The sequence below is a fragment of the Flavobacterium sp. genome (assembly GCF_020217025.1).
Taxonomy (GTDB): Bacteria; Bacteroidota; Bacteroidia; order Flavobacteriales; family Flavobacteriaceae; genus Flavobacterium.
In genome coordinates, this window is the sequence record NZ_JAIWOF010000053.1 from 1 (window position 1) to 10000 (window position 10000).

The following is a 10000-nucleotide window of genomic DNA, read 5'->3' on the forward strand; positions in this document are numbered from 1 at the left end:
GGGAATATTTCCTTGTTCTTTTTCGATGATTTCGTACTCGGTTATGCCTAAGTTTTGAATGTATTTCTGAATTTCAGCTTCGTATTCTTCTTTAGAAAGTATGTTTTTTGAAAACAAGGTATATTCTAACAACGCTTCAGTTGAAGAAGTGGGTAAAACATACATAAAACGCGTATTGCCTTTTTGTTCTACTGAAAAATCCATGAAAGTGGCACAATTTGGAGTAAAAACAGCTTCTTTACTTTTGATAAACCAACCAATAAAATGTTGATGGATTAATGGGAATTTGGTTTGCGCTGTAACAACTTCTGGATTATAAATGGAATTAAAAATCTTGTTACAAGTGAAGGTTTCGTTTTTCGTTTTTACAATGCAATGATTGCCTAATTCGGTAAAATCAACTACTTTTTGATTTAGAAAATGAATGTTTTTATGTTCGGAAATCTTTTTGAAAACCAATTCGTAAAAATCTAAACCATTAATTTTTTTGTATTGATAGGGCGTTAGTTCTAAAACCCGATTAAATTTTTCATTAGCAAAAATCGCTTGATTCCATTTTTTTGATACGATGTCTTCAAATAAATTATCTTCATCCCAAAAACACCAAGTTCTATCATTTACTTTTTTAGTATTTTCATCAATCAATAAAATTGATTTATCCTCAAACTTTCCAGATAAAAGCATTTCATAAACGGTCATTAAAGCCGATAATCCTGAACCTGTGAAAATGTAATGATAATGTTGCATTAATAAATCGTATATCGAATTCCTAAAAAACCTCTAATTCCTTGATTGGGTGCATACACATAACTTGGGTCAAAAGTTAAGGCGTATGGATTTGTTGGTGTCGCTAAAACATTTCCGTTGGTGTCATATTCTACACCTTCATCAAAAGGATCATTTGCTCTAGCTATCAAAAATGGAGCACTTTTGTTTGGCGTCCAATTTAATATGTTTTTCACACCGCCATAAAGTTCAAAACTACGAAATTTTTTATAAGTAAACTGAATGTTTTGCAAACTCCAAATAGGAGAATATTCGGGTCTTGGATCTAAATCACTTAATAAGGGCAAACGCATCGGACCATATAAATTTCCAGTATAATCAATAGATAAAAACCATTTTGGAATATCGTAAGTTATTGCCCAATTGGTGCTATATTTTTCCGTTAAAGCAGGTGTTGAACTCACTCCGTTTTGCACGTTTTTGGGTTCCATAATCGTAAAGCCAAGAATTGCTTTCAATCCAAAAGGTGTAACCAAATCGATATTGCCGCTAATTCCTAACGTTTGTGCATATCCGTTTAAGTTGGAATAAATAATTTGGTTCGGATTGGTGTCGTAATCTGGAATAATTTGGTTGTTAAAATACGTGTACCAAGCCGAAGTTTCGAATCCTAAAAAAGTGCCGTTTTCAAATTTGATTTTCTTTAAATAATTGAAATTGATGTTGTAGGATGTTTCAGGTTTTAAATCTTCGGTAATTATTACATCTCTAGATCCTGTTAAAGCAGCGTGCTCTTCGGTAAATAAATTTACGATTCTAAATCCCGTTCCCGCATTAATTCGAAATACATCGTTTTCAGTTGGATTCCATTTGTAGGCAATTCTAGGTGTAAAAATGTTACCGTGATTGTTGTTGTAATCGTATCGAGCACCTAATAAAATATGATGTTTTTCAGCCAATTTTATTTCATCTTGAAGAAAAACGCTATAGATTTTTGTTTGTTCTGCCGATAGAGTTGCAGTTGTATTATCGTCATAATATTGATAACGAAAAGCTGCTCCCAATAACAAATTGTGATTTTCTAGTTTTTTATCCCAAGTATATTGTCCGAAAGCAATTTTTTGATTCGCCAAGTAAATTGTGTTTCCATAGACCGAATTTTGGTCATGTGCGGTCATTGAAAACGACAAATACATGTTTTCTGTAGTTGGTAATTGATATTTACTCAAAAGTTCCACCCGTTTGGTATAAATACTTTCACCATAAACTTCCGAACCACCACGATACGATTTGTTCCATTGCATTTCGCCACCCCAACGGTCTTCATAAAATAATCGTCCAGCGATTGTGAATTCTTTGTTGTTTTTTCGTTCAAAGTTCCATTTGTTGAAGATGGAAATTCGTTCTTGCAAGGTTATATCGGTAAAATTATCGTTGTTGTTGTCAATAGGTTGGTTGTAATTGTAATAGTTGATTCCGACTAAGGTTGTTACCTTTTTTCCAACAGCACTTTTCCAACCTAAATCAACATTGTTTTCTAACCAAGAAGTTGAAAAAATATCAGCTGAAAACAAAGGTGCATTCAAAGGTTTTTTAGTAATGATGTTGATTAAACCACCAACCGCTTCACTTCCATATAAACTTGAAGCTGGACCTTTAACCACTTCAATTCTATCAATCAAAGAATTAGGAATTCCAGATAAACCATAAACGGTTGAAAGCGCACTCACAATTGGCATTCCATCAATCGTAACCATAGTGTATGGACCTTCTAATCCGTTAATATGAATGTCGCCCGTGTTGCAAATATTACAATTGAGTTGTGGTCGAACGCCATTTACGTTTTGTAAAGCTTCAAAAATATTTGATGTTGGGTTTTTCTTTAAAAAGGCTGTCGTATACACTTCGACCGGAACAGGAGTTTCCATTCTTGAAACTGGTTTTAAAGTTCCAGAAATTACCACATCATCTAAAGTGTTTGAATCTTCAATTAGGTTAAAGTTAAGGGTTGTTTCGTTGTTTTCTGTGACCGTTATCTTCTTTTTTTCGGGTTTAAACCCAATGTATGAAGCTGTAATTGTATAAGAACCATTTGGAATATCTTTAAATTCATATAAACCATTTTCATTGGTTTCTACTCCTTTACTAAGTTCTTTTATATAGATAGTAGCATAAGCTAAAACCTCATTATTAGAGGTCACTTTTCCTTTTATGGTGTTTTGTGAAAAGGTAAAAAGTAAAAAAAACAGAGTTGTATAAATAAATATTTTAAACATTATAAAATTAAATTTAGACAAATCTAAAAATAAAACATTTACAAATCTAAAAAACTTTATATATTTGTCAAAATGAATTGTTTATGACCATTTCGGAAGAAAACTATATTAAAGTTATTTATCATTTATCGTTGGTTTCTCCAAAAGGAGTTAATACTAACGCTATAGCAGGAATGCTTGATACCAAAGCATCATCGGTTACCGACATGATGAAAAAACTTTCAGATAAAGATTTGGTGAGTTATCAAAAATACCAAGGCGTTACACTTACTGATAAAGGCTTGCATTCTGCAAAAATGATTGTGAGAAAACACCGTTTGTGGGAAGTTTTTTTGGTGGATAAACTAGGTTTTTCTTGGGATGAAGTACACGAAATTGCAGAAGAATTGGAACACATAAAATCGGAACAATTGATTAATAAATTGGATGCTTTTTTAGGATTTCCAGTTGCTGATCCACATGGAGATCCTATTCCAGATGCGAAAGGTGTGATTAAGAAAATTGAGAAACAATTGTTATCAGAAGTAGAAATTAACGCTTCATTTCATTGTGTTGGCGTAAAAGATTCTTCAACCGATTTTTTAAAATATTTAGATAAGCAAAAAATCGCATTAGGTTCGGTTGTAAAAGTCATCGACAAAGAAGATTTTGATGACACCTTAACCGTAGAAATCGATGGTAAACGCTTAACGATTTCGAATAAAATTGCTAATAATTTATATGTTCAATAATTATGTTTGATTCAATTATCCATTTTTTTGAGAGTATTGACCCAATTTTGGCGGCTTTTTTGGCTACAACATTTACGTGGGGTTTAACGGCATTTGGCGCTTCATTTGTGTTCTTTTTTAAGAATATGAATCGTGTAGTGTTAGATGGAATGCTCGGTTTTACAGGAGGTGTTATGGTGGCGGCAAGTTTTTGGAGTTTATTAGCTCCTGCTATCGAAATGAGTCATGGAGAAGGTTTTATAAAAGTAATTCCAGCAGCTGTTGGATTCGCTTTGGGTGCTTTATTTATTTTCGGATTGGATAAAGTCTTGCCTCACATGCACATTAACTTCAAAGAAACAGAAGGAATTAAATCGCCTTGGCAACGCACAACGCTATTGGTTTTAGCTATTACTTTGCATAATATTCCAGAAGGATTAGCGGTTGGGGTTTTATTTGGTGGAGTGGCAGCGGGAATTCCAGAAGCATCGATTGCTGGAGCGGTTACTTTGGCTATTGGAATTGGAATTCAAAATTTCCCTGAAGGAATTGCGGTTTCTATGCCGTTACGAAGAATGGGAATGAGCAGAAGAAAAAGCTTTATGTACGGACAATCGTCGGCTTTAGTAGAACCTATTTTTGGAGTTTTAGGCGCAGTTGCCGTTACTTTTTTTACTCCAATATTACCTTATGCCTTAGCTTTTGCAGCAGGAGCCATGATTTTTGTGGTGGTGGAAGAAGTAATTCCCGAAACACAGCAAGATAAAAATACCGATATTGCTACGTTAGGTTTTATCGGCGGATTTATAGTAATGATGACTTTGGATGTGGCTTTAGGTTAATGACAAGCACAATCGTCGCCACAAGGTTTTGATTTCTTGTTGCGTTTTTTCCAAAAGAATTTTTTTACTAAAAAGCCTACTGCAATCGCTAGTGAAGCATAGACTAAAATTTGTTGTATATCCATATTTTAAAAATATATTCCAGTTCCTAAAGTTACAAAATTATAATTTGGTGAAGCAATTTTTAAGTGCTCATATCCTAACGAGAAAAAATAATTCTTTTTATGATATTTTCCTCTAAGTTCAAACGAATTTACAGGCAAACCATTTATTCTACTCCACATCATCGCACTATTAAAACTGATGTTTTTTATGGCAAAAATATCGGTGTGTAAACCATAGGAGAAGCCTGCTTTTTGTATATCATTTCCAATATAAGTAGCGCCAAGTGTCCAACCTAAATTGAATTTTTTAAATCGAATTCTATCATAAGCCACGTTAAATTGAAACAATGACAGGTTTGAAAAACGATTTGTAAACATGTTTTTTTCCAACAGTTCTCGGTAATCAGCTTGCACATAAAAATATTGAAAAGGTCTGAATTTTCCTTTTAAATGATTTCCGAATGAATTATTGTTGCTGTACAAAAAATGGTTTTCAACATCAAATCGCATTATATTTCCATATTCAATACTGTCGTTTTCTTTTTGAAAATTTCCTGATTCGCCATCGAAATAAGGATATTTAGAAAGTGAATTATACAAATGATTTTCGCTTCTATAATCGCCAATAGTGGAATAAAAACTCACATATAAAAATCCTTCAACAAATAATCCTGCTAATCCAAAGTCATTTGAAGAAGAACTTCTGGATGAACCAGAACTCGAGGAACTGCTACCTGAACTTGAAGAACGAGAAGAATTTCCAGATTTTAATTCACTTTTAGACTTATCGATTTTCTGAGAAAATGAACTATTTAAAGTTAAAATAGTAATCAGAACAAATAATGTTTTTTTCATCAATTTTGTTTTTTGAAGACAATCAAAAATTATGCCTTTTATTTCAAGAATTGATATGCAATCAGAGAAGTTATGTAAGCAAATCCACTCATGAAAACCAACTGAATTATCGGCCATTTCCACGAATTGGTTTCTTTTTTCACAATCGCTAAAGTAGAAATACACTGCATGGCGAAAGCATAAAATAACAACAATGAAATTCCAGTAGCAAAATTGAATACTTTATTTCCTGTTATGGGATGAACTTCTGCTGCCATTCGGTTTTTAATGGTTGTTTCTTCTTCACTATGACTTCCTACGCTGTAAATGGTGGCTAAAGTTCCAACGAAAACTTCACGAGCAGCAAACGAACTCACTACAGCAACTCCAATTTTCCAATCGTAACCTAAAGGTCGAATGGCTGGTTCGATAGCTTTTCCCATATAACCGATGTAGGAATTCTCTAATTTGAAAGAGTTTACTTGGTCTTCAAATTCTTCGGTGGTAATAGTTTTGTTTTGATTTTGTTGGGTAATAATTTTTTCAGCGTTATTAAAATCATCACTTAAACCATGTGAACCCAAATACCATAAAATTACGGATAAGGCCAAAATGATTTTTCCGGCACCAGTTACAAATGCTTTTGTTTTTTCTAAAACATTGATTCCAACATTTTTAAACATTGGAATTTTATAACTTGGCATTTCCACAACAAAATAGGATTTGCAACTTAATTTCAAATACTTATTAAGCAAGAAAGCCGAAAACACAGCCATTCCAAAACCTAGCAAATACAACGCCATTAAGGTTAAACCTTGTAAACTTAAAAATCCGAAGATTCTTTTTTCAGGAATAATTAAGGAAATTAAAATCGCATAAACTGGTAATCTTGCTGAACAAGTGGTGAATGGCGTGACTAAAATGGTGATTAATCGTTCTTTCCAATTTTCGATATTTCTCGCACTCATAATCGCAGGAATCGCACAAGCTGTTCCTGAAATCAAAGGCACAATACTTTTTCCAGATAAACCAAATTTTCGCATGATTTTATCCATCAAAAATACTACGCGACTCATGTAACCACTTTCTTCTAATACGGAAATGAACAAGAATAAAAAGGCAATTTGCGGAATGAAAATTACAATTCCACCAATTCCGGGAATCAATCCTTCACTGATTAAATTGGTAAATTCTCCTGCTGGAAGATGTTGTTTGGCAAGCGAACTCAAATTAGCAAACGTTTCATCAATGAAATCCATTGGAATGCTACTCCAATCAAATAAAAACTGGAAAATCAACATTAAGATTCCGAAGAAAATCACATAACCAAAAATTTTATGTGTTAGAATTCGGTCGATTTTTGCACGAATATCTGTTGCTTTTGAAACGTCTATTTTTTGACCTAATTTTAGCGTGTCATTGATAAACTGATAACGCTTTATCGTTTCTTTCTGTTGGAGTTTTTTTAAATCGGAATGCGATTTGGTAAACGAACTTTTGATTTCGTTTCGGTCTAAATTCAAGAAATTCACATCTTGCGTAATCACCAACCAAAGTTTGTACAGCAATTGATTTGGAAATGCTCTTCTTAAATTATTGAAATATTCTGGATCAATTGAAGAGGCATTCAAACAAGGTTCGGTAGAAAGAGCATTATAATTCAGAATTAAATCTTTCAAATAATCAATTCCGATTTTTTTACGTGAACTAATTAAAGCAATCTTCGTTTTTAGTTCTTTTTCTAAAACAGGAATATCCAATTCAATTCCTTTCAATTTCATTCGATCCGCCATGTTAATCACTAAAATGGTCGGAATTTCTAAATCTTTAATTTGGGTAAAAAGGAGTAAATTTCGTTTTAAGTTTTCCACTTCGGTCACCACAACGGCAACATCTGGAAAATCTTCGTCGTTTTTGTTGAGTAATAATTCAATCACCACATTTTCATCAATCGAACTGGCATTTAAGCTGTAAGTTCCGGGTAAATCGATGATTTTTGCCTTTATGGTTTCGTTTAATTTACAAACGCCTTGTTTTTTTTCAACGGTGATTCCTGGGTAATTTCCCACTTGTTGATTCAATCCTGTTAATTCATTAAAAACCGATGTTTTGCCCACATTTGGATTTCCAATTAAAGCAACTTTGATAGGATTTTTACTCATGAGAATTACATTTTGGTAACCGTGATTTCCTTAGCCGTTTCTAATCGAATGGCTACATGCGAATCATTTACGTTAAAATACAAAGGATCGCCTAAAGGCGCAATTTGAATTAAAGTAATGGAATTTCCAGGCAAACATCCCATTTCTAAAAGCTTTAGTGGGATTTCATCTAGATTGATGGAGGTTATTTCGGCAACTTCTCCAATTTTAAGTTCAGAAGAACAAATTTCCATTTCCTTATTTAGATTGAATTAAAATACAAAAGTAAAAATTATAATCGGACTAAAACTGATAATTGTCAACTTTAGTAAATTATTTGTAAAAATAAATTTATTGGTTTTCACAAAGCCACAAAATATCTTCTAAAAGTTGTTTCATGTTCTTTGTTTTGGGATCATTCGTGGGTTGGTCTAAATTAGTACCATCGTAAAAACCGCGAATTCTTTTGTTTTTATCTACCAAAATGAAATTTTCGGTATGCACCATGTCATACAATTCTTCTGGCTTGCCTGTTTTTACAGCTAAATAGGATTTTCGGGCTAAATAATAGATGTCTTTTTTATTTCCAGTAACTAAATTCCAACGCGAATCATCAACACCTTTTTCGATGGCATATTTTTTTAAAACTTCAGGGGAGTCGATATCAGGCGTAACAGAGAATGACAATAGTTTTACTTCTGGATTATTCTTCAATTGATTTTGTAACCAAACCATGTTGTCGGTCATTTTAGGGCAAATCGTTGGGCATGTTGTAAAAAAGAAATCGGCTACATAAATAGTGTTTTCGTAGTCTTTTTGTGTAATTACTTTACCATTTTGATTCGTAAAAGCAAAATCCGCAATTTTATGATCGTTGCCAATGTGTTGCACTGTTGAATCTACTAATTCTGGATTAATATCTCTTGGCGAATAAATGGGAAGCATTTTTTCTGGAGATAATAAGTTGTAAATTCCTAAATAAATGATGATAGAAAGTATTCCAAAAATGATAAAAAACTTTTTGTAAGGAGCTAGAAAATCAAGCATATATTTTTTTTGCAAAATTAATCATAAATCAAATGAGTTTTGTTAAAACACCAGTAGACATTTGTTAAAATTATAATATGTTGATTATCTTGGTTATATTTGTGAAATCATACCATAAAACTACTAAAAATATGATTAAAAATTACTTGATTGTTAGTTTATTGTGTTCTTTTTTAGGATTTTCACAATACAATCCTTCTGCTCCATGGATGGCTGACATAAACACAACTAAAAAAGGAGAAGCAACTATTGATGAAATAGTTGAAGCTTTTAACACTTATTGGTCTACCAGAGATAAAAACGCTAAAGGATCAGGTTATAAACCTTTCATGCGTTGGGAATATTATTGGAGAAATTTAACCAATGAAGAAGGTTATATTATTTCATCTGAGCAATTTTGGAATGCATGGAGACAAAAAAATCAAGTTAAGGCTAACAGAAACAGTACGAGCAGAGCGCTGCCTCCAAGTAATTGGCAACCTGTTGGACCATTTACACATACAAATACAGGTTCGTGGTCTTCTGGACAAGGTCGTGTAAATATTGTTCATGTTGACCCATCCAATCCCAATACAATTTATTTAGGTTCGCCTGCAGGTGGAATTTGGAAATCTACTAACAACGGAACTACTTGGACACCTTTAACAGATGAATTGCCTCAAATTGGAGTTTCTGGTATTGCAGTTGATTATTCGAATTCAAATACAATTTATATTGCTACTGGAGATAAAGATGCTGGAGATTCGTATTCTGTAGGGGTTTATAAATCAACAGATGGTGGGCTAACTTGGAATCCTACCGGAACTATGGGAGGTTCAAATCCATCGAGAGCTGGAGATATTGTAATTCATCCAACAAATAATCAAATACTTTGGTGTGCTACCAATAATGGAATATACAAAACTACAAATGCTGGAACTTCATGGACTCAAGTCCAAACGGGTAGTTTTTCTCAAGGAAATATTCGTTTGAAACCAGGAGATCCTTCTACCGTGTACGCAGTAACAAATAATAGATTTTATCGTTCTACAGATACAGGAACCACTTTTAGTCAAGTTTCTACTGGATTACCCGCATCATCTGGAAGATTTGTTATGGATGTTACTCCAGTAAATTCAGACTGTATTTATATCTTAAGTTCAACGACAGGTAATACTTTTCAAGGAATTTATCGCTCTACAAATGGAGGAACTAACTGGACAAAAACTTCTGGGACAACAGATATTTTTGAATCTACCCAGGCATATTATGATTTAGCTTTGGCTGTATCCCCAACAAATGCAGATGAAATTTATACCGGTTGTATGAATGTTTGGAAAT

9 protein-coding genes and 1 pseudogene are annotated in these 10000 nt (G+C 33.1%); 3 read left to right on the top strand and 7 right to left on the bottom strand.

Annotation, left to right across the window (positions count from 1 at the left end; all coding sequences use genetic code 11):
* Together LDL23_RS02420 and LDL23_RS02425 are read right to left on the bottom strand one after the other, a co-directional pair.
* A partial coding sequence (locus LDL23_RS02420; protein WP_291264288.1) for a lycopene cyclase family protein occupies positions 1 to 747 on the bottom strand: 747 nt, incomplete at its 3' end.
* Positions 747 to 3002 (bottom strand): TonB-dependent receptor, encoded by a 2256-nt coding sequence (locus tag LDL23_RS02425; protein ID WP_291264289.1) that lies wholly within the window; start codon positions 3000 to 3002, stop codon positions 747 to 749. The genes LDL23_RS02420 and LDL23_RS02425, both read right to left, overlap by 1 nt.
* Before the next feature lie 83 nt (positions 3003 to 3085).
* Between LDL23_RS02425 and LDL23_RS02430 the strand changes: the two genes are divergently transcribed.
* Both LDL23_RS02430 and LDL23_RS02435 read left to right on the top strand, forming a co-directional pair.
* Positions 3086 to 3733, top strand: coding sequence for a metal-dependent transcriptional regulator (locus LDL23_RS02430; protein ID WP_026725513.1), 648 nt, complete (start codon positions 3086 to 3088; stop codon positions 3731 to 3733).
* 2 nt (positions 3734 to 3735) lie between these two features.
* Positions 3736 to 4554: a ZIP family metal transporter gene (locus LDL23_RS02435; RefSeq protein WP_291264290.1), complete on the top strand. Its 819-nt coding sequence runs from the start codon at positions 3736 to 3738 to the stop codon at positions 4552 to 4554.
* Here the strand turns inward: LDL23_RS02435 and LDL23_RS02440 are convergent.
* From LDL23_RS02440 to LDL23_RS02460, 5 genes are all read right to left on the bottom strand, one after another.
* On the bottom strand, positions 4551 to 4679 hold the full coding sequence (locus LDL23_RS02440; protein WP_291264291.1) for a FeoB-associated Cys-rich membrane protein: 129 nt from the start codon (positions 4677 to 4679) through the stop codon (positions 4551 to 4553). The genes LDL23_RS02435 and LDL23_RS02440 overlap by 4 nt on opposite strands.
* 3 nt (positions 4680 to 4682) lie before the next feature.
* Positions 4683 to 5513, bottom strand: coding sequence for a hypothetical protein (locus tag LDL23_RS02445; RefSeq protein ID WP_291264292.1), 831 nt, complete (start codon positions 5511 to 5513; stop codon positions 4683 to 4685).
* 38 nt (positions 5514 to 5551) lie between these two features.
* Positions 5552 to 7654: a ferrous iron transport protein B gene (gene feoB, locus LDL23_RS02450; RefSeq protein WP_291264293.1), complete on the bottom strand. Its 2103-nt coding sequence runs from the start codon at positions 7652 to 7654 to the stop codon at positions 5552 to 5554.
* Positions 7655 to 7659: 5 nt separating this feature from the next.
* Entirely contained in the window at positions 7660 to 7887 is a 228-nt protein-coding gene (locus LDL23_RS02455) for a FeoA family protein (protein WP_194093549.1), read from the bottom strand.
* A gap of 97 nt (positions 7888 to 7984) precedes the next feature.
* A complete protein-coding gene (locus tag LDL23_RS02460; RefSeq protein ID WP_291264294.1) occupies positions 7985 to 8680 on the bottom strand; it encodes an SCO family protein in 696 nt (231 codons plus the stop codon).
* Between the two features lie 131 nt (positions 8681 to 8811).
* Between LDL23_RS02460 and LDL23_RS02465 the strand changes: the two are divergent.
* A pseudogene (locus LDL23_RS02465) lies at positions 8812 to 10000 on the top strand (glycosyl hydrolase); the annotation flags it as partial.